16 protein-coding genes and 1 tRNA gene are annotated in these 18,723 nt (G+C 74.7%); 12 read left to right on the top strand and 5 right to left on the bottom strand.

Annotation, left to right across the window (positions count from 1 at the left end):
* Positions 1–109 precede the first annotated feature (109 nt).
* From ABEB07_RS22260 to ABEB07_RS22245, 4 genes are all read left to right on the top strand, one after another.
* The gene (locus ABEB07_RS22260) at positions 110–1,003 is read left to right on the top strand and encodes an FAD binding domain-containing protein (protein ID WP_176149181.1); all 894 of its coding nucleotides are present in this window, start codon (positions 110–112) and stop codon (positions 1,001–1,003) included.
* Entirely contained in the window at positions 1,000–3,027 is a 2,028-nt protein-coding gene (locus ABEB07_RS22255) for a 2Fe-2S iron-sulfur cluster-binding protein (RefSeq protein WP_345669955.1), read from the top strand. Before ABEB07_RS22260 ends, ABEB07_RS22255 begins: the two co-directional genes overlap by 4 nt.
* Complete coding sequence (locus ABEB07_RS22250; protein WP_176149179.1) at positions 3,024–5,330, top strand: xanthine dehydrogenase family protein molybdopterin-binding subunit; 2,307 nt, start codon at positions 3,024–3,026, stop codon at positions 5,328–5,330. Before ABEB07_RS22255 ends, ABEB07_RS22250 begins: the two co-directional genes overlap by 4 nt.
* Positions 5,331–5,494: 164 nt before the next feature.
* Positions 5,495–6,415, top strand: coding sequence for an SUKH-4 family immunity protein (locus ABEB07_RS22245; RefSeq protein WP_345669954.1), 921 nt, complete (start codon positions 5,495–5,497; stop codon positions 6,413–6,415).
* A 74-nt stretch (positions 6,416–6,489) separates the two neighbouring features.
* Here the strand turns inward: ABEB07_RS22245 and ABEB07_RS22240 are convergent.
* Positions 6,490–6,561 (bottom strand) — tRNA-Cys (locus ABEB07_RS22240).
* Between the two features lie 204 nt (positions 6,562–6,765).
* On the opposite strand from ABEB07_RS22240, the gene ABEB07_RS22235 reads away from it, so the two are divergent.
* The 6 genes from ABEB07_RS22235 to ABEB07_RS22210 all read left to right on the top strand — a co-directional run bounded on the left by ABEB07_RS22235 (position 6,766) and on the right by ABEB07_RS22210 (position 12,726).
* The gene (locus ABEB07_RS22235; protein WP_345669953.1) at positions 6,766–8,223 is read left to right on the top strand and encodes an MFS transporter; all 1,458 of its coding nucleotides are present in this window, start codon (positions 6,766–6,768) and stop codon (positions 8,221–8,223) included.
* A 40-nt stretch (positions 8,224–8,263) separates the two neighbouring features.
* Positions 8,264–8,464, top strand: coding sequence for a ribbon-helix-helix protein, CopG family (locus ABEB07_RS22230; RefSeq protein WP_176149166.1), 201 nt, complete (start codon positions 8,264–8,266; stop codon positions 8,462–8,464).
* Positions 8,461–8,850: a type II toxin-antitoxin system death-on-curing family toxin gene (locus ABEB07_RS22225; protein ID WP_345669952.1), complete on the top strand. Its 390-nt coding sequence runs from the start codon at positions 8,461–8,463 to the stop codon at positions 8,848–8,850. The genes ABEB07_RS22230 and ABEB07_RS22225 overlap by 4 nt, the downstream gene beginning before the upstream one ends.
* A 117-nt stretch (positions 8,851–8,967) precedes the next feature.
* Entirely contained in the window at positions 8,968–10,755 is a 1,788-nt protein-coding gene (locus ABEB07_RS22220; protein ID WP_345669951.1) for a DEAD/DEAH box helicase, read from the top strand.
* A 401-nt stretch (positions 10,756–11,156) separates the two neighbouring features.
* Positions 11,157–11,798 (top strand): IclR family transcriptional regulator, encoded by a 642-nt coding sequence (locus tag ABEB07_RS22215; RefSeq protein ID WP_164581609.1) that lies wholly within the window; start codon positions 11,157–11,159, stop codon positions 11,796–11,798.
* A gap of 133 nt (positions 11,799–11,931) precedes the next feature.
* Positions 11,932–12,726, top strand: coding sequence for a S16 family serine protease (locus tag ABEB07_RS22210; RefSeq protein WP_345669950.1), 795 nt, complete (start codon positions 11,932–11,934; stop codon positions 12,724–12,726).
* A gap of 30 nt (positions 12,727–12,756) precedes the next feature.
* On the opposite strand, the gene ABEB07_RS22205 is transcribed toward ABEB07_RS22210, so the two are convergent.
* The 3 genes from ABEB07_RS22205 to ABEB07_RS22195 form a co-directional block, all read right to left on the bottom strand.
* The gene (locus ABEB07_RS22205; protein WP_345669949.1) at positions 12,757–12,945 is read right to left on the bottom strand and encodes a hypothetical protein; all 189 of its coding nucleotides are present in this window, start codon (positions 12,943–12,945) and stop codon (positions 12,757–12,759) included.
* An 11-nt stretch (positions 12,946–12,956) separates the two neighbouring features.
* The gene (locus tag ABEB07_RS22200) at positions 12,957–13,541 is read right to left on the bottom strand and encodes a winged helix-turn-helix domain-containing protein (protein WP_176149162.1); all 585 of its coding nucleotides are present in this window, start codon (positions 13,539–13,541) and stop codon (positions 12,957–12,959) included.
* Positions 13,542–13,606: 65 nt separating this feature from the next.
* Positions 13,607–14,080 carry an Lrp/AsnC family transcriptional regulator gene (locus ABEB07_RS22195; protein ID WP_176149161.1) on the bottom strand — a complete coding sequence of 158 codons (474 nt, stop codon included), beginning with the start codon at positions 14,078–14,080 and terminating at the stop codon, positions 13,607–13,609.
* Positions 14,081–14,205: 125 nt separating this feature from the next.
* Here ABEB07_RS22195 and hppD point away from each other — a divergent pair, with 125 nt between their 5' ends.
* Entirely contained in the window at positions 14,206–15,354 is a 1,149-nt protein-coding gene (gene hppD, locus ABEB07_RS22190) for a 4-hydroxyphenylpyruvate dioxygenase (RefSeq protein ID WP_345669948.1), read from the top strand.
* Positions 15,355–15,386: 32 nt separating this feature from the next.
* Here hppD and ABEB07_RS22185 read toward each other — a convergent pair whose 3' ends face one another.
* A complete protein-coding gene (locus ABEB07_RS22185) occupies positions 15,387–17,027 on the bottom strand; it encodes a tetratricopeptide repeat protein (protein ID WP_345669947.1) in 1,641 nt (546 codons plus the stop codon).
* A 126-nt stretch (positions 17,028–17,153) separates the two neighbouring features.
* Between ABEB07_RS22185 and ABEB07_RS22180 the strand changes: the two genes are divergently transcribed.
* On the top strand, positions 17,154–18,647 hold the full coding sequence (locus ABEB07_RS22180) for an FAD-binding oxidoreductase (RefSeq protein WP_425589052.1): 1,494 nt from the start codon (positions 17,154–17,156) through the stop codon (positions 18,645–18,647).
* Positions 18,648–18,723 lie beyond the last annotated feature (76 nt).

Here is an 18,723-nt window from a genome sequence, read left to right as displayed (position 1 = left end):
GTCCGCGAGCCCTGCGAAGATGTGCCAGAGTTGCCACGTCCGCCCTGTCAGGTCGTACCGTACGGCAACACAGGCGGGACCAGTGGGGCAGCGGGAAGGGGCAGCCGGTTTGACCACGCACGCACCGCGGACGGCGCAGGCCGTCACGTTGCCCACGACGCTGGACGAGGCCGTGGCGGCACTCACCGCCATGCCCGCCGCCGTGCCGGTGGCCGGCGGCACCGACCTCATGGCCGCCGTCAACTCCGGGCAGCTCAGGCCCGCCGCGCTGGTCGGCCTCGGCCGGATCAGCGAGATCCGCGGCTGGCAGTACCAGGACGGCCACGGACTGCTCGGCGCCGGCCTCACCCACGCCCGCATGGGCCGCCCCGACTTCGCCGCGCTGATCCCGGCGCTCGCCGCCGCCGCGCGCGCCGCCGGCCCGCCGCACATCCGCAACGCCGGCACCCTCGGCGGCAACATCGCCTCGGCCGCCCCGACCGGGGACGCGCTGCCGGTGCTGGCCGCCCTGGAGGCCACGGTGGTCATCGCGGGCCCCGGCGGCGCCCGCCGGGAGATCCCGGTCTCGCACCTGCTGGCCGGCGTGGAGATGCTGCGCGCGGGCGAACTCATCGGCTACGTGCGGGTACCGCTGCTGCACGCGCCCCAGGTCTTCCTGAAGGCGACCGGCCGCACCGGACCGGGCCGCGCGATCGCCTCCGTGGCGCTGGTCCTGGACCCGGCGCGGCGCGGGGTGCGCTGCGCGGTCGGGGCCATAGCGCCGATGCCGCTCAGGCCGCTGGACGCCGAGCAGTGGGTGGCGCAGCTCATCGACTGGGACAACAACCGGGCGATCGTCCCCGAGGCGCTGACCGCCTTCGGCGAGTACGTCGCCCAGGCGTGCATCCCCGACCCGGCCCCCGAGGCGGACGGCTCCGTGCAGCAGCTCCCGCCCGCCGTACTGCACCTGCGGCGCACCGTCGCCGCGCTGGCCCGACGAGCACTGGGGAGGGCGCTGTCGTGACCGACGACCAGCACGCGGAGGGCACGCCCGAGAACGGCGGCCGCTGGAACCCGCTGCCGCAGGGCGACTACGACGACGGCGCCACCGCGTTCGTCAAGCTCCCCGAGGGCGGCATCGACGCCCTCCTGGCCGCCGACAGCCCGCTGGCCGCGCCCGGCCACGGCTATGTGCCGCCGCGGATAACGGCCGCCTCCGCCCCGCCCGAGGCCGCCGACCCGGCGGCCACCGGCGCCTGGGCCGTGCCGGGCACGCCCGCCGAGGGCGCGCGCTGGCCCGAGGCGAACGCGCTGCCGCAGGACGGCGGCGACGGGGGCGGCGACCGGTTCACGTACCACCCGGGCGCCACCCAGCAGTGGAACTTCCAGGAGTCGCCGGGGCAGCACGACACCCAGGCCGGTCAGCCGGCGGCGCCCGGACACGATGTGACCGGACAGTGGTCGATCCCGGTCGCCGGGGGCGAACTCCCGGACGAGTCCGGCGAGTTCACCACCTCCTCGCTGGTCCAGCAGTGGGGCGGCACCCCGCCGGCCACGCTGCCCGGCGGCGCGGCCGCGCCGTGGGCGACCCAGCCGCCCGCCCAGCCGTGGGGCCGGCCGGGACAGGACGACCACGCCGAGGGCGCCTACGAGGACCGGCCCGCGGCGGAGGCGTACCGGGCGGACCCCTCGGTCGCCGACCCGCACGCGGAGGAGCCGGCGCACGCGCACGGCACGGACACGCCCGCACCGGGCGGCCACCAGGCCCCCGGCCACGACGACCACCCCGAGCCCGCCGCGCACCCGGAGCCCGCAGCGCACCCGGAGAGCCCCGGCCACCCGGAACCCGCCGGGCACCCCGGCCCCGCCGAGACCGCCGAGACCGCCGAGCACACGGAGCACGGCCGGCACGGCGAGCAGCACGGCGAGCACGCTCCGGCCGCGCCCGAGGCCGTACCGGAAGGCGACGGACACACCGTCCAGCCCCTGCGGGAGCACGCCGCCGAGCCCGCCGACGGGTACGCCGACGAGTATGCCGCCGAGCACACCGACGACTACGCCGCCGAGGCCGACCACGGACCCGAGCCCGACGCCGCCCACCGGCCCGACGACGCGCCCGAGTCCGCCCACCCGCACGACGACGCGCCCGAGTCCGGCCACGCGCCCGGCGACGCCCCCGAAGGCGCCGTAGCGGCCGCGGAAGGCACCGCCGAGCCGTCCGCCGGCCCCGCGGGCGCCGAGGACACCGCCCCCGGGCCCGGGGCCGCGGAAGCGGCCGCCACGCCTGCCGAGCCCGCCGCCGAGTCCGCACTTGAGGCCCCCGAGCCCGCCGCCGCGCCGGGCCTCGCGCACGACGACCCGCCCCCCGCCCCCCCGCAGGACGAACACCCGCTCGCCTCCTACGTGCTGAGCGTCAACGGCGCCGACCGGCCCGTCACCGACGCCTGGATCGGCGAGTCGCTGCTGTACGTGCTGCGCGAGCGGCTCGGCCTCGCGGGCGCCAAGGACGGCTGCTCGCAGGGCGAGTGCGGCGCCTGCAACGTCCAGGTCGACGGCCGGCTCGTCGCCTCCTGTCTGGTGCCCGCCGTCACCGCGGCCGGCAGCGAGGTCCGCACGGTCGAGGGCCTGGCCGCCGACGGGCAGCCCTCCGACGTGCAGCGGGCGCTCGCCCGGTGCGGCGCCGTGCAGTGCGGCTTCTGCGTGCCTGGCATGGCGATGACCGTGCACGACCTGCTGGAGGGCAACCCGGACCCGACCGAACTGGAGACGCGTCAGGCGCTGTGCGGCAACCTGTGCCGCTGCTCGGGCTACCGGGGCGTTCTGGACGCGGTCCGCGAGGTCGTCGCCGAGCGCGCCGCGGACACCGGGGAGGACGCGGTCGAACCGGACGGCGACGAGCCGCGTATTCCCCGTCAGGCGGGCCCGGGCGCCGGCGGCGTCCACCCCTCGGCGGCCTCGGTGTTCGACCCGCACCACGCGCAGCACGAGCAGCACGAGCAGCACCCGCACGACCCCTACGGCCAGGACGGAAACGGAGGCCAGGCGTGAGCAACGAAGCCGTCGCCGCTGCCGCACCGGAGAGCGCCCCCGCGCCCGAGCCGCTGCCGCACGGCATCGGCTCCTCGCTGCCGGCCGCCGACGCCCGCGCCAAGACGGAGGGCACCTTCCCGTACGCGGCCGACCTGTGGGCCGAGGGCTTGCTGTGGGCGGCGGTGCTGCGCTCCCCGCACCCGTACGCGCGCATCGTGTCCATCGACACCAGCCACGCGCGCGAGATGCCCGGCGTCCGCGCCGTCGTCACCCACGAGGACGTGCCCGGCAGTCCGCTGCACGGCCGCGGCCGGGCCGACCGCCCGGTGTTCGCCTCCGACGTGGTGCGCCACCACGGCGAGCCCATCGCGGCCGTCGCCGCCGACCACCCCGACACCGCGCGGATGGCCGCCGCCGCCGTGATCGTCGAGTACGAGGTGCTCGAACCGGTCACCGATCCCGAACATGCCTTCGAGGCCGAGCCGCTGCACCCGGACGGCAACCTGATCCGGCACATCCCGCTGCGGCACGGCGACCCGGAGGCGGCCGGCGAGGTCGTCGTGGAGGGCCTGTACCGCATCGGCCGCCAGGACCCGGCCCCCATCGGCGCCGAGGCCGGCCTCGCGGTGCCCCGCCCCGACGGCGGCGTCGAGCTGTACGTCGCCTCCACCGACCCGCACGCCGACCGCGACGCCCTCGCCGCCTGCTACGGCCTGGCGCCCGAGCACGTCAAGATCGTCGTCACCGGCGTGCCCGGCGCCACCGCCGACCGCGAGGACCAGAGCTTCCAGCTGCCCCTCGGCCTGCTGGCGCTGCGCACCGGCTGCCCGGTGAAGCTGACCGCCACCCGCGAGGAGTCCTTCCTCGGCCACGCGCACCGGCACCCGACCCTGCTGCGCTACCGCCACCACGCCGACGCCGAGGGCCGCCTCGTCAAGGTCGAGGCGCAGATCCTGCTGGACGCCGGCGCCTACGCCGACACCTCCGCCGAGGCGCTGGCCGCCGCCGTCTCCTTCGCCTGCGGTCCCTACGTCGTCCCGAACGCCTTCATCGAGGGCTGGGCGGTGCGCACCAACAACCCGCCCTCGGGCCATGTGCGCGGCGAGGGCGCCATGCAGGTCTGCGCCGCCTACGAGGCGCAGATGGACAAGCTGGCCAAGAAGCTCGGCGCCGACCCGGCCGAACTGCGGCTGCGCAACGTGCTGGCCACCGGCGACGTCCTGCCCACCGGGCAGACGGTCACCTGCCCGGCCCCGGTCGCCGAACTCCTCCAGGCCGTGCGCGAGCACCCGCTGCCGCCGCTGCCCAAGGACACCCCCGAGGACGAGTGGCTGCTGCCCGGCGGCCCCGAGGGCGCGGGCGAACCGGGCGCGGTGCGCCGGGGCGTGGGCTACGGCCTGGGCATGGTGCACATGCTGGGCGCGGAGGGCGCCGACGAGGTCTCCACGGCCACCGTGAAGGTGCACGACGGCGTCGCGACGGTGCTGTGCGCGGCGGTCGAGACCGGGCAGGGCTTCACCACGCTGGCCCGGCAGATCGTCCAGGAGACGCTGGGCGTCGACGAGGTGCACGTGGCCCCGGTCGACACCGACCAGCCCCCGGCGGGCGCGGGCTGCCGCGGCCGGCACACCTGGGTGTCGGGCGGCGCGGTGGAGCGGGCGGCGAAGATGGTCCGCACCCAGCTGCTCCAGCCGCTGGCCCACAAGTTCGGCATGTCCACCGAACTGCTCCAGATCACCGACGGCAAGATCACCTCCTACGACGGCGTGCTGTCGACCACGGTCACCGAGGCGCTGGACGGCAAGGAACTGTGGGCGACGGCGCAGTGCCGCCCGCACCCCACCGAACCGCTGGACGAGGCCGGCCAGGGCGACGCGTTCGTCGGCCTCGCCTTCTGCGCGATCCGCGCGGTGGTGGACGTCGACATCGAGATCGGCTCGGTGCGGGTGGTGGAGCTGACCGTCGCCCAGGACGTCGGCCGGATCCTGAACCCCGCGCAGCTGGTCTCCCGGATCGAGGGCGGGGTGACCCAGGGCGTGGGCCTCGCCCTCACCGAGAACCTGCGCGCCCCGCGCGGCCTGGTCCGCCACCCCGACCTCACGGGCTACGCCCTGCCCACCGCGCTGGACACCCCCGACATCCGGATCGTGAAGCTGGTCGAGGAGCGGGACGTGGTGGCGCCGTTCGGCGCGAAGGCGGTCAGCGCGGTGCCGGTGGTGACCTCGCCCGCGGCGATCGCCTCGGCGGTGCGCGCGGCCACCGGACGCCCCGTCAACCGCCTCCCGATCCGCCCGCAGGCCGCGGTGGTCACCGGCGCGTGACCGGCCGTTCCACCGGTGTTCCGCCAGGTCGGGGGCGTTGTCAGTGGTGCGGCGTAGTGTTCCGGTCAGTGGGGACGAGGGCCGGCCGAGGTCGGCCGGCGCGGCGTCCCCCGCCCGGGAGCGGCGTGGGCCCGGGCCCGTGAACCGATCCGCCCGGGGGACCGATGACCACGACGACCTGCACCACCACCGGGCCGACCACCGGGCCGACGGCCGGGCCGACCGCCGAGCTGACGGCCGCCCTCGACCCGTCCGGCCCCTACGGCCCGTGCCCCCGGTTCGCCCCGGGGACGGCCGGCGTCCCGGGCGCCGCCCGCCCGCTCGCACCGCCCCTGAAGAGACTGCTCGGCTTCGTGGCGGTCACCGAGGAACTGGCTTCCTTGCGCGCCCAGTTGGCGTCCCGCGCGGCCCACTGCGGCCCGGAGGCGGCAGCCGGGGCGACCCGCCTCCTCCTCGCGGCCTTCGCGGCGGACGCCGACGGTACGGCCCCGCAGTACCGCAAGGCGACGGCCCTGATCCGCCCGCTGTCCTTGTCCGCCCCCGACCCGGCCCCGCGCTCGGGCCTGACCGTCGACCTGGCGCACCGCCTCCTGGCGCGGGAGTTCGGCGCGGCGAACGTCATCCGCTTCGAGGACGTCGACCTCCCGCCCGCCCTCACCCACGAGCCGACCCGACGCTTCCTGCGCGAGACGGGCCTGCCGCAGACCGCCCCCCTGCCCGACCCGGACGACGACGCCCCCCTGCCGACGATCGCCGAGTCCCCCGCGCCCCACGGCCTCCCTTCCCACGCCCACCGGTTGATCCGCCTGGGCGGGCTGACGGAGGACACGGAGGCGGTGGTGGACGGCGCCACGGGCGAGGTATGGATCTGGACCGTCCCCGAGGCGACCCTGCACCCCCTGGCGAGGGACCTCTCCACCTTCACGTACGCCCTGTGGCTGCTGCACGACGACCATCAGACCCCGGACGCGTACGACCGCCTGGCACTCCTGCTGCTCCAGGCCCTCACCGCGATATCCCCGCCGCCCGCGGCCCCGGACACCGACTGGACCTTCTGGACCCGCCTGCTCGCCGACACTCCCTGACACGAGGAAGCGGACGGCACGCCCTGACACGACAGAGCGGACGGCACGCCCGAAGCGCACCGCCCGCTCTCCAGAGGCCGTGGCGGGAATTGAACCCGCGTGCCTCGCTTTGCAGGCGAGTCCCTAGGCCACTCGGGCACACGGCCGTGTCGGTGGGCTGTGGGCCCGGCCGAACTCGGTACGTCGACCGTAGGGCGCGGGGTCGGGGTGGCTCAAGGGAAGGGCGGGGGCCGCAACGGGACCGCCATACGCCGTTCATGAACGGGGCCGGGGGCGTACGACCAAGGTCGTAGCCGGGTGTGGACTCCCGACAGGGGTCAAAGTCGGCCGCGCCCCTTACTCTGGCGCTCATGACCGTGCTCGAACCACGCGACACCGACGTCGCGGCCGCCGCCCTGCCCGACGCCTCCGACCTGCGCGAGGCGCCCACCGACACCGTGCTCGGCCGTGCCTACCGGGCGCTCAGCGTCGGCATCGTCTCCGTCGTGCTGCTGATCGCCTTCGAGGCGACCGCCGTCGGCACGGCGATGCCGGTCGCGGCCCGCGAGCTGCACGGGGTGCCGCTGTACGCGTTCGCGTTCTCGGGCTACTTCACCACCAGCCTGTTCGGGATGGTCCTCGCCGGGCAGTGGGCGGACCGGCGCGGCCCGCTGGGCGCGCTCACCGCCGGGATCGCGGCGTTCGCGGCGGGGCTGCTGCTGGCCGGGACCGCGGGCACGATGTGGGTGTTCATCCTGGGGCGCGCCGTGCAGGGGCTCGGCGGCGGCCTGGTGATCGTCGCCCTCTACGTCGTCGTCGGCCGCGCCTACCCCGAGCGGCTGCGCCCGGCGATCATGGCGGCGTTCGCGGCGGCCTGGGTGGTGCCGTCGATCGTCGGCCCGCTCGCCGCCGGCGCGGTCACCGAGCACCTGGGCTGGCGCTGGGTCTTCATCGGCATCCCGGTGCTGGTGGTGTTCCCGCTGGCGATCGCCCTGCCGCAGATACGGCGGCGCGCGGCCGGCCCGGTGGGGGAGGACGCCGGGGAGCCGTTCGACGCGCGGCGCATCCGGCTCGCCCTCGGCATCTCGCTGGGCGCCGGGCTCCTCCAGTACGCGGCGCAGGACCTGCGCTGGATCTCCCTGCTGCCCGGAGCCGCGGGGGCCGCGCTGCTGGTGCCCGCGGTGCGGGGGCTGCTGCCGCGCGGCACCTACCGGGCGGCGCGCGGCCTGCCCTCGGTGGTGCTGCTGCGCGGGGTCGCGGCCGGTTCCTTCATCGCCGCCGAGTCCTTCGTGCCGCTGATGCTGGTCACCCAGCGCGGCCTCTCCCCGACGCTGGCCGGCTTCTCCCTCGCGGCCGGCGGGGCCACCTGGGCGCTGGGCTCCTGGGTGCAGTCGCGGCCGGCCGCGGCGCCCCACCGGGAGCGGCTGATGACGTTCGGGATGGTACTGGTGGCGGCGGCCATCGCCGCCGCGCCCAGTGTGCTGATCCACTCCGTTCCGGTCTGGACGGTCGCCGTCGCCTGGGGCTTCGGCTGCTTCGGGATGGGGCTGGTGATCGCCTCCACCAGCGTGCTGCTGCTCCAGTTGTCGGCGCCGCGGGAGGCCGGTGCGAACTCGGCGGCGCTCCAGATGTCCGACGCGCTGTCCAACGTCGTCCTGCTGGCGGTCGGCGGCGCGGCGTTCGCCGCGCTGGGCGGCGGCACGGTGGCGCACGCGACGGCCACCGCCGCCCCGGCCCACCCGGCCGCCTTCGCGGCGGTGTTCCTGCCGATGGCGGCGGTGGCGCTGGCGGGGGTCTGGGTGACGAGGCGGTTGCACGCCCAGCCGTGAGTGGTACCACTCTGGCCCCATCGCCTGGTACCGTTTTGGTATGGCTATGAACCTGCGTCTCCGCGACGACCAGACGGAAGCCCTGAAGGCGCGCGCCGAGCAGGAGGGCGTCAGCATGCACGCCATAGTGCTGCGGGCCGTGGACGACTACTTGGCCAGGACGGCACACGAGGCCCTGGTCCGGAAGGCCGCCAAGGAGCAGACCGCCAAGTGGGCCGAACTGCTGGAGCGGCTCAAGTGACATCCGTCTATCTGTCCGCCGAGGACGTCCTGGGCATCGCCGCGCTCGCCGTCGATGACCAGGACGTCGTCGTACGGGACGCCGGACTGCTGGAGTCCGCCGTGCACCGGCCCTCGGCCGCGATGTTCGGGCAGGAGGCGTACCCCGACCTGCTGGACAAGGCGGCGGCGCTCCTCCAGTCCCTGGCGATCAACCACCCCTTCGTCGACGGGAACAAGCGCACCGCCTGGACCTCCTGCGTGGTGTTCCTGGCCCTGAACGGCGTGCAGCTGCGACCCGACATCGACGCGGCGGAACGCCTGGTCATCGCGGTCGCGACCGGCTCGCTGGACGAGGTGAAGGCGATCGGCGAGGCGCTGCGGGAGCTCGTGGAGCGAGCTGTGTGAGCTGAGTCCCATCCCGGAGTCGCGCCGCGCTGTTCGCGCGTCGGCACCGCCGGGCCGCCGGTAGGGTGGCCCGGTTGTCATACGTAGCCGAGCCCTCAGTACTGCGAACCGGAGACCGTGACTACCACCGCCCCCTCCCACCACCTTTCGCCCGCCTTCCCCGGCCGTGCCCCCTGGGGCACCGCCAGCAAGCTGCGTGCCTGGCAGCAGGGCGCGATGGACAGGTACCTCCAGGAACAGCCGCGCGACTTCCTCGCGGTCGCCACCCCCGGCGCCGGAAAGACGACCTTCGCGCTGACCCTCGCCTCCTGGCTGCTGCACCACCACGTCGTCCAGCAGGTGACCGTGGTCGCGCCCACCGAGCACCTGAAGAAGCAGTGGGCCGAGGCCGCCGCCCGGGTCGGCATCAAGCTGGACCCGGAGTACAGCGCGGGCCCGCTGGGACGGGAGTACGACGGCGTCGCCGTGACGTACGCCGGCGTCGGCGTGCGCCCCATGCTGCACCGCAACCGCGTCGAGCAGCGCAAGACCCTCGTCATCCTCGACGAGATCCACCACGCCGGTGACTCCAAGTCGTGGGGCGAGGCCTGTCTGGAGGCGTTCGAGCCCGCCACCCGCCGGCTCGCCTTGACCGGCACCCCGTTCCGCTCGGACACCAACCCGATCCCGTTCGTGACGTACGAGGAGGGCCAGGACGGCATCCGGCGCTCCTCCGCCGACTACACCTACGGCTACGGCTCCGCCCTCTCCGACGGCGTCGTCCGCCCGGTCATCTTCCTCTCCTACAGCGGCAACATGCGCTGGCGCACCAAGGCCGGCGACGAGATCGAGGCCCGGCTCGGCGAGCCGATGACCAAGGACGCGGTCAGCCAGGCCTGGCGCACCGCGCTCGACGCGCGCGGCGAGTGGATGCCGGCCGTGCTGCGCGCCGCCGACCAGCGCCTCACCGAGGTCCGCAAGGCCATCCCGGACGCCGGCGCGCTCGTCATCGCCTCCGACCAGGACTCCGCCCGCTCCTACGCCAAGCTGATCCGCGAGATCACCGGCAAGGGGCCCACCGTCGTGCTGTCCGACGACGCCGGGGCGTCCCAGAAGATCGACGACTTCAGCGCCGGCGACGACCGCTGGATGGTCGCCGTGCGCATGGTGTCCGAGGGCGTCGACGTGCCCCGCCTCGCCGTCGGGGTGTACGCGACGACCATCTCCACCCCGCTGTTCTTCGCCCAGGCCGTCGGCCGTTTCGTACGGTCCAGGCGGCGCGGCGAGACCGCTTCCGTCTTCCTGCCGACCGTCCCCGACCTGCTCACCTTCGCCAACGAGATGGAGGTCGAGCGCGACCACGCCCTCGACAAGCCGAAGAAGGAGGGCGAGGAGGACCCGTACGCCGAGTCCGAGAAGGAGATGGAGGAGGCGAACAAGGAGCAGGACGAGGACACCGGCGAGCAGGACATGCTGCCCTTCGAGGCGCTGGAGTCCGACGCCGTCTTCGACCGGGTCCTCTACGACGGCGCCGAGTTCGGCATGCAGGCCCACCCGGGCAGCGAGGAGGAGCAGGACTACCTCGGCATCCCCGGACTGCTGGAGCCCGAGCAGGTGCAGATGCTGCTCCAGAAGCGGCAGGCGCGGCAGATCGCGCACAGCCGCAAGAAGCCGGACGACGAGGCCGATCTGCTCGAACTGCCCGCCGAGCGGCGGCCGGTGGTCACCCACAAGGAGATGATGGAGCTGCGCAAGCAGCTCAACACCATGGTCGGCGCCTACGTCCACCAGAGCGGCAAGCCGCACGGCGTGATCCACACCGAGCTGCGCCGGGTGTGCGGCGGCCCGCCGAGCGCGGAGGCGACGGCCGGGCAACTGCGCCAGCGCATCGCCAAGGTGCAGGAGTGGGCGACCCGGATGCGGTGAGGCCCCCGGCGCCCCGGGACACCGCCCTGAGAGCCCGTAAGGGTCCTGGGGCGGTTCCTTTTCGCCCCCGCGGTCACCCCCGCGGTCGCCCCGCGGTCGTCCCACGTTCGTTCCGTGCCGCCCGTCGGACCGTATGCGGACGAATGATGGCAGGCCGGGGCCGCCCCTGCCCGGATTCTGGACTGAGACTTCCGCTCAGCGAACCGGCTTCGCTACTGTCCGGCTACGCACACGCCCCGTGGCAGCGCCGCCGCGGAGCGCAGCCGTGAAGCGCGACCGAGTCCGGGACGGCCGGACCGCCGGCCGATCGGCGGCCTCTGTCGCGCGCGTCACTGACGGGACTCGGTGACGTGACCGCCGCGACGGTCGCCGCCGACCTCACCAATGAAGGAGTGGGCGTCGTGACCGCGGAGACCTCTCAGACGCTCGACCGGGGCCTCAGGGTCCTCAAACTGCTGGCCGACACCGACCACGGGCTGACCGTCACCGAGCTGTCCCTCAAGCTGGGCGTGAACCGTACCGTCGTGTACCGGCTCCTGGCCACCCTGGAACAGCACGCCCTGGTCCGCCGCGACCTCGGCGGCCGGGCCCGGGTCGGGCTCGGGGTGCTGCGGCTGGGCCGGCAGGTGCATCCGCTGGTGCGCGAGGCCGCGCTGCCCGCGCTGCGCTCGCTGGCCGAGGACATCGGCGCGACGGCCCACCTGACGCTGGTGGACGGGGCGGAGGCGCTGGCCGTCGCCGTGGTGGAGCCCACCTGGACCGACTATCACGTCGCCTACCGCGCCGGGTTCCGTCACTCGCTGGACCGGGGCGCCGCGGGCAAGGCGATACTGTCCGCCCGCCGCACGCCCCTGGCCGAGCCCGGCTACACCCTCACCCACGGCGAGCTGGAGGCCGGCGCGTGCGGCGCGGCGGCGCCCCTGCTGGGGGTGACCGGCGTCGAGGGCAGCGTGGGCGTGGTGATGCTCGCCGACTCCGTACCCGAGCGTGTGGGCCCGAGGGTGATGGACGCGGCCCGCGAGGTGGCCGAGGCGCTGCGCTGAGGCGGCGGCGAGGTGCGGCGGCCGGGGCGTTGAGGTGGCCGGGGAGTCGAGGTGGGTGCCGAGGGCCGGAGTGACCGAGTCGTCGCTCACGGTCGGCGCGGGGGCGTGAGCGGGGGTCGCGTAGATTGACCCCGTGCTCTCTCGCCTCACACGCCCCCAGGCCGTAGCCGTCTGCGCGCTGCCCGTCGTGGCCCTGATCGCCACGGCCGCCTTCGCGCCGCTGCCGTTCTCGGTGGCGCAGCCGGGGTCGACGGCGAACGTGCTCGGGTCGTTCAAGGGCAGCCAGGTGATCACCGTCTCCGGCACGCCCGTCCGGCACACCAGCGGGCAGCTGCGGATGACGACCATCGTGGCGACCGGCCCGGACGCGCACGTCTCGCTGACCGACGTGATCGACGGCTGGTTCGCCACCGACCGGGCGATCATGCCGCGCGACGCGGTCTATCCGAGCGGCGACACCGTCAAGGAGATCGAGCGGCACAACAGCGAGCAGATGAAGCAGTCCCAGGACGCGGCGACCGAGGCCGCGCTGAAGTACCTGGGCCGCAGCGGCGACAAGAACATCAAGGTGTCGCTGAAGCTCGCCGACATCGGCGGCCCCAGCGCGGGCCTGCTGTTCACCCTCGGCATCATCGACAAGCTGAACGGCGACGGCGCCGGCGGCGACCTCACCGGCGGCCGCACCATCGCCGGTACGGGCACGATCGACGCCGACGGCACGGTGGGCGCGGTCGGCGGCGTCGCCCTCAAGACGCAGGCCGCCCGCCGGGACGGCGCCACCGTCTTCGTGGTCCCGAAGGCCGAGTGCGCCGACGCCAAGGCGGAGCTGCCGAAGGGGCTGCGGCTGATTCCGGTGACCACCCTCAAAGGCGCCGTGAACGCCCTGACGGCCCTGGAGAAGGGCAAGGGCTCGATCCCGAGCTGCTGACTGACGGCCCTTACGGGTCCGGTACGGCTCTCAGGCGTGGGCGAGCGCCGGCTGCGGGGCGGTGGCCAGGCGCAGGCCGACCTCCACGAGGGTCCAGCCGAGGCGGGCACGCAGCTCACCCGCACGCCCGGCGTCCGCGGCCTGTCGGCGCGCGCGGGTCGCGGCGTGGAGTTCGGCGGCGCGGGCGTGGTGCAGGATCAGGTGGCTCTCGGGATGCATCGCGGGGCCTCTCAGTCCGTACGGGTGGGGAAGACGTGGGTGTGGACGCGGACTTGTTCGGTGTCCGCCGCGTCGGCCTCGGGGGCCCACGCGCGGTAGCTGTTGACCAGTTCGTGCATCTTCTGGATGAGGTCGACGGCCTGTTCGGGCGTGAGACGCAGCGTGAAGTCGCTCAGGTCCGAGGCGTGCCGCCAGTCCTCGGACCAGTCGTTCCGGTTGGCGAGCCAGGTGGCCAGTTCCTGGGTGCGGTTGCTCGCGGTCTCGTGCAGGAACAGGTCCGCGGCGCCCCGCACCTGGGGGTCGGGGTGTTCGAGCAGCCCCTCGTCGAAGCTCACGCCCCGCTGGGCCGCCCGCCACCAGCGTTCGCGTCCCTTGCCGTGCTCCGGCGCGTCCTCGACGAAGCCGTGCGCGGCGAGCTGGCGCAGGTGGTAGCTGGTCGCGCCGCTGGACTCGCCCAGCCTGGCGGCAAGTTGTGACGCGGTGGCGGGGCCGCCGTGGCGCAGCAGGGTCAGCAGCCGCATCCGCAGGGGATGGGCCAGACCGCGCAGTGAGTGGGCGTCGAGCGGGCGAACATCGGGGTGCTGGAACTCGTCCATGCATCCGAAGATAGCGTTGCAAAGCCTTCTTTGCAACGGAGTCTTTGTAACTTGGCCGCCGCCCCCTACCCCTCCTCCTCCGCCGCCTGCTCCACCAGCGGGATGATCCGCAGCGGCACCGGGTTCTCCATCACGATCGCCGTCGACGCGCGCACGATGCCCTCGATCCCCACCACCCGGTCGATCACCCGCTGGAGGTCCGCGTTGGAGCGGGCCACCAGCCGGCACAGCATGTCTCCGGTGCCGGTGGTGGTGTGCAGCTCCAGCACCTCCGGCACGGTCGCCAGATGGGCCCGTACGCCCGCCCCCTGGCCCTGCCGGATCTGGAGCGTGGCGAACGCCGTCACCGGATAGCCCAGCGCCGCCGGGTCCACCTCCGGACCGAAGCCGCGGACCACCCCGTTCGACTGGAGCCGGTCCATCCGCGCCTGCACCGTCCCGCGGGCGACCCCGAGCCGCCGGGACATCTCCAGCACGCCGATCCGCGGCTCGCGCGCCAGCAGCACGATGATGCGGCCGTCCAGGTGATCGATCGCCACCGGCCCGCCTCCTTGGGTGGTCATCCTGTACAGAAAGCCCGTCGGTACGGGTCGTTCACTGCGCATATTGCCCAGTGGATACGCGAACTATTGCGCACCTTGCGGGTCCGGGTGACCCTTCCGCTATGACGCAGACCACAGAGCACACTCCCGATGTGACCGCTCGGCAGGCCGACCCCTTCCCGGTCAAGGGAATGGACGCGGTCGTCTTCGCCGTGGGCAACGCCAAGCAGGCGGCGCACTACTACTCGACCGCCTTCGGCATGAGCCTGGTCGCCTACTCCGGACCGGAGAACGGCAGCCGGGAGACCGCGAGCTACGTCCTGGAGAGCGGCTCCGCCCGCTTCGTGTTCACCTCGGTGATCAAGCCCGCCACCCCCTGGGGCGAGTTCCTCGCCCAGCACGTGGCCGAGCACGGCGACGGCGTCGTGGACCTCGCCATCGAGGTGCCGGACGCGCGCGCCGCGTACGCCTACGCCGTCGAGCACGGGGCGCGCTCGGTGGCCGAGCCGTACGAGGTGAAGGACGAGCACGGCACGGTCGTCCTGGCCGCGATCGCCACCTACGGCGAGACCCGGCACACCCTCGTGGACCGCTCCGGCTACACCGGCCCGTACCTGCCCGGCTACGCCGCCGCCAAGCCGATCGTCGCGCCGCCCGCCAAGCGCTCCTTCCAGGCCGTCGACCACTGCGTCGGCAACGTCGAACTCGGCCGGATGAACGAGTGGGTGGAGTTCTACAACAAGGTCATGGGCTTCACGAACATGAAGGAGTTCGTGGGCGACGACATCGCGACCGAGTACAGCGCGCTGATGTCCAAGGTCGTGGCCGACGGCACGCTCAAGGTGAAGTTCCCGATCAACGAGCCGGCCATCGCCAAGAAGAAGTCCCAGATCGACGAGTACCTGGAGTTCTACGGCGGCGCCGGCGTCCAGCACATCGCGCTGAACACCAACGACATCGTGCAGACGGTGCGGCAGATGCGGGCGGCGGGCGTGGAGTTCCTCGACACGCCGGACAGCTACTACGACACGCTCGGCGAGTGGGTCGGCGACACCCGGGTGCCGATCGACACGCTGCGCGAGCAGAAGATCCTCGCGGACCGCGACGAGGACGGCTACCTGCTGCAGATCTTCACCAAGCCGGTCCAGGACCGCCCGACCGTCTTCTTCGAACTCATCGAGCGCCACGGCTCGATGGGCTTCGGCAAGGGCAACTTCAAGGCCCTCTTCGAGGCGATCGAGCGCGAGCAGGAGCGCCGCGGCAACCTCTGACGCCCCGGCGCCCGGCGCCCGGTGCGGGTCTCCTACGGAGTGCCCGCGCCGGGCGCGGGCGCTCCGGCTGTCCCGGCAGTACCTGCGGCTCCGGGCGTCCCGGCGGCCCCACCTGCTCCGGCGGGCCCACTTGCTCCAGCGGCCCCGCCCGCCCCGCCCGCCCCGCCCGCTCCAGCCGTCGGCCGCGGAGCCGCCAGTTCCACGCCCGCCGGGGCGTCCGTCAGGGACGGGTCGCCCAGGTCCGTCAGCGCCTCCCGCGCCGCCGGGGCCCACAGTGGCGAGAACGCCGGGTTGGTGCGCAGGGCCAGCTCCAGATGACGGCGGGCGGGGCCGGCCTGGTCCAGGGCCAGTTCGATCGCGCCCCGGTGGTACGCGTACAGCGCCGACCGCACCCCGCCCCCCTTCGCCGCGTCCGTCGCCGCCGTCGCGAACCGCAGCGCCTCTTCGTCCTGGCCGTCCCGGTGCAGCGCCCACCCCAGCGCGTCGGCCACCGCGGTCCCCGGCCGGCGCTCCCACTCCGCGCGCAGCCGCTCCACCGCCTCCGCCGCGTCGCCGTGGTCCGCCTCCAGCCGCCCGAGCGCCACCTCGTCGTCCACGCCGGCCGCCGCCTCCTGCCGGGCCCGCGCCCGCGCCAGCGCGTACTGCGCCGCCGCCTGCGCCTCCTCGCCCGCCGACTCGTACAACTCGCCCAGTTCCAGCAGGACATCGGGGCTCGGCCGGCTGCCGAGCGCGGTGCGGTAGGCCGCCCGCGCCTGCGCCGTACGCCCCAGCGAGGCGAGCGTGCGGGCCCGCCCGGCCAGCGCCTCCCGCTGCCCGCCGTCCAGCCGCAGCGCCGCCTCGTCGTACCGCAGCGCCTCGGCGAAGTCACCCCGCTCCCAGGCGATCCGCCCGGCCCGGGCGGCGTAGACGGCCCGCTCGGCCGGTTCGGCCGCCCGCTCCACCGCGTCCGCGGCCTGGACCGCCGCGTCCTCCCGCCAGCCGCGGTCCCAGTAGACGTCGGCGGCCCGCGCCGCGACCGCGGGGGAGCGGCGCAGCTTCAGCAGCTCGTCCAGGGCGCGCCGGGCGGCCCGGTAGTCGCCGAGCCCGCCGTAGGCGTCGATCAGCGGCGGATACGCCGTCCACCGCTTCGCATCCGGCTTCAGCGCCGCCTCGCCCCACTCCCGCGCGCCGCGGTAGTCCCGCCGCAGGTTCGCCAGCACCGCCAGACCGGTCAGCGCCTCCGTGTTGCGCCGCGGGCGCAGCCGCAGCGAGGTCCGCAGGGCGCCGTCGGCCTTCGGGAAGTCCGCCGTGTCGCCGCCGCGCCGCCCCCGCTCCGCGTAGGCGGCCCCGAGCACCGCCCACGCCCCCGCGTCCCCGGGCCGCGCGCGCACCAGCCGCTCCCGGTCGGCGATCAGCCGCGCGAGACCGAGCGGCGAGACCGGCGCACCCGCCGCCACCGCGCTCAGCGCCCCCGCCGCACCGACCCCCGCCGCAGCGGCCGCAGGCGGCGCCGGCCGCTGCGCGCGCCGCTGCGGCGCCTCCACGGGCCGCCACCACACCACGGCCGGCACCCCGGCCGCCCCGGCGACGACGAGCAGCACGCCCAGGGCGAGCAGTACCCTCGGCAGCAGCCGCGACCGCCGTCCGGACTCGGCCGTCAGGGGCGGGTCCGGACGGCGCAGACGCTTCTCCATGGCGCACACTGTGCGCCGCCGCCCGCCCCCGGGCGGCCCGCGACCCGGCGGCCGGGACGACCGCCACCCGGCAGGCGGAGGGGCGCGCGCGGCGGGGTTCACACGGATGGTCCCGAGTGCAAGGCTGTGATCATGAGCCGTATCCAAGCCGACGCCGACCCCCACGAGGGCGTCACCGCCCAGGGCGATCTCACGGTCCGGGGCGGCCCCACCGCACAGGGCGATCTCACGGTCCCGGGCGAGCCCCATGCCCGGGGCGAGCTCACCGACCGGCTCCTCGCGGGCCTGCCGGCCGAGGCGGTCCTCACCGATCCCGACGTCACCGCCTCCTACGCCAACGACATGGCGAGCTTCTGCCCCTCCGGCGCCCCCGCCGTCGTCGTGCTGCCGCGCACGGTGGAACAGGTCCAGCACGTCATGCGCACCGCCACCGCGCTGCGCGTCCCCGTCGTCCCGCAGGGCGCCCGCACCGGCCTGTCCGGCGCGGCCAACGCCTCCGACGGCTGCGTCGTCCTGTCCCTGACCAAGATGGACCGCATCCTGGAGATCAACCCGGTCGACCGGGTCGCGGTGGTCGAGCCCGGCGTCGTCAACGCCGCCCTGTCCCGCGCCGTGGGCGAGCACGGCCTGTACTACCCGCCGGACCCGTCCAGCTGGGAGACGTGCACCATCGGCGGCAACATCGGCACCGCCTCCGGCGGCCTGTGCTGCGTGAAGTACGGGGTCACCGCCGAGTACGTCCTCGGTCTCGACGTGGTGCTCGCCGACGGCCGCCTGATGTCCACCGGCCGCCGCACCGCCAAGGGCGTCGCCGGCTACGACCTCACCCGGCTGTTCGTCGGCTCCGAGGGCTCGCTCGGCATCGTCGTACGGGCCGTGCTCGCCCTGAAGCCGCAGCCGCCGCAGCAGCTCGTCCTCGCCGCCGAGTTCGCCTCCGCGGCCGACGCCTGCGAGGCGGTGTGCCGGATCATGGCCGGCGGCCACGTGCCCTCACTGCTCGAACTCATGGACCGTACGACGGTCAAGGCCGTCAACGACCTCGCCCACATGGGCCTGCCCGAGACCACCGAGGCGCTGCTGCTCGCCGCCTTCGACACCCCGGACCCGGCCGCCGACCTGGCCGCCGTCGGCGCGCTGTGCGAGGCGGCCGGCGCCACCCAGGTCGTCCCCGCCGACGACGCCGCCGAGTCCGAACTGCTGCTCCAGGCCCGGCGTCTGTCGCTGACCGCGCTGGAGGCGGTCAAGGGCACGACGATGATCGACGACGTGTGCGTGCCGCGCTCCCGGCTCGGCGAGATGCTGGAGGGCATCGAGCGGATCGCCGAGAAGTACCGGCTCACCATCGGCGTCTGCGCGCACGCCGGGGACGGCAACACCCACCCGACCGTCTGCTTCGACGCCCAGGACGCGGACGAGTCCCGGCGCGCCCGCGAGTCCTTCGACGAGATCATGGCCCTCGGGCTGCGCCTGGGCGGCACGATCACCGGCGAGCACGGCGTGGGCGTGCTGAAGAAGGAGTGGCTGGCGCGCGAGATCGGCCCGGTGGGCGTCGAGATGCAGCGCGCGGTCAAGCAGGTGTTCGACCCGCTCGGCATCCTCAACCCGGGCAAGCTGTTCTGAACCCCGGGCAGCGGCCCCCGAACTCCGGGCGGCGGCCCCCGGACCCCTGCCTCCGGTCCCGTGGGACCAACCCCGT

The sequence above is a fragment of the Streptomyces similanensis genome (genome assembly GCF_039543625.1).
In the GTDB taxonomy this organism is placed as follows: Bacteria; Actinomycetota; Actinomycetes; order Streptomycetales; family Streptomycetaceae; genus Streptomyces; species Streptomyces similanensis.
Note: the sequence above shows the minus strand (reverse complement) of the source record. Positions and strands in the feature narration are given on the sequence as shown.

Excerpts from the sequence above, each read along its gene's own strand:
- ABEB07_RS22200 (WP_176149162.1), bottom strand. The coding sequence starts at position 13,541 with ATGGACGAGTTCCAGCACCCCGATGTTCGCCCGCTCGACGCCCACTCA.
- ABEB07_RS22235 (WP_345669953.1), top strand. The coding sequence starts at position 6,766 with ATGACCGTGCTCGAACCACGCGACACCGACGTCGCGGCCGCCGCCCTG.
- ABEB07_RS22245 (WP_345669954.1), top strand. The coding sequence starts at position 5,495 with ATGACCACGACGACCTGCACCACCACCGGGCCGACCACCGGGCCGACG.
- hppD (WP_345669948.1), top strand. The coding sequence starts at position 14,206 with ATGACGCAGACCACAGAGCACACTCCCGATGTGACCGCTCGGCAGGCC.
- ABEB07_RS22230 (WP_176149166.1), top strand. The coding sequence starts at position 8,264 with ATGGCTATGAACCTGCGTCTCCGCGACGACCAGACGGAAGCCCTGAAG.
- ABEB07_RS22185 (WP_345669947.1), bottom strand. The coding sequence starts at position 17,027 with ATGGAGAAGCGTCTGCGCCGTCCGGACCCGCCCCTGACGGCCGAGTCC.
- ABEB07_RS22205 (WP_345669949.1), bottom strand. The coding sequence starts at position 12,945 with ATGCATCCCGAGAGCCACCTGATCCTGCACCACGCCCGCGCCGCCGAA.